The 488-nt window shown below is 65.0% G+C and carries 1 protein-coding gene; it reads left to right on the top strand.

Features of this window, described 5'->3' with window-relative positions; all coding sequences use genetic code 11:
• The coding region (locus B3361_RS08650; RefSeq protein ID WP_286920164.1) for a cytosine permease at positions 1 to 488 on the top strand (488 nt) is incomplete at both ends.

Genomic DNA, 488 nt, shown 5'->3' with positions numbered 1-488 from the left:
CATCCTGGTGGGCCACCTGCTCGGGGGCGTGCTGATGGCCCTGCACTCGGCCCAGGGCCCGCAAATGGGCATCCCGCAGATGATCCAGAGCCGTGCCCAGTTCGGTACCTTGGGCGCGCTGCTGGTGGTAGTGATTGCCGGGGTCATGTACATCGGCTTCTTCGCCTCCAACATCGTGCTCGCCGGCAAGTCTTTGCACGGTGTGGTCGACGCCGTACCGGTGCCGGTCGGCATCGTCATCGGCGCGCTGGGTTCGGGCATCATCGGCATCATCGGGTACCGCTTCATCCACGTCCTCAACCGCATCGGCACCTGGGTGCTGGGTATCGGCATCGTGGTCGGCTTCGGCTATATCTTTACCCATGTGCAGAGCGACGACTTCCTCAGCCGCGGCAGCTTCAACCTGGCCGGCTGGCTGGCCACCGTGTCGCTGGCGGCGCTGTGGCAGATCGCCTTTGCGCCCTACGTGTCGGACTACTCACGCTACC

Origin of the sequence: Pseudomonas sp. UBA6699 (genome assembly GCF_002454615.1) — a bacterium.
GTDB lineage: Bacteria > Pseudomonadota > Gammaproteobacteria > Pseudomonadales > Pseudomonadaceae > Aquipseudomonas > Aquipseudomonas juntendi.
Note: the sequence above shows the minus strand (reverse complement) of the source record. Positions and strands in the feature narration are given on the sequence as shown.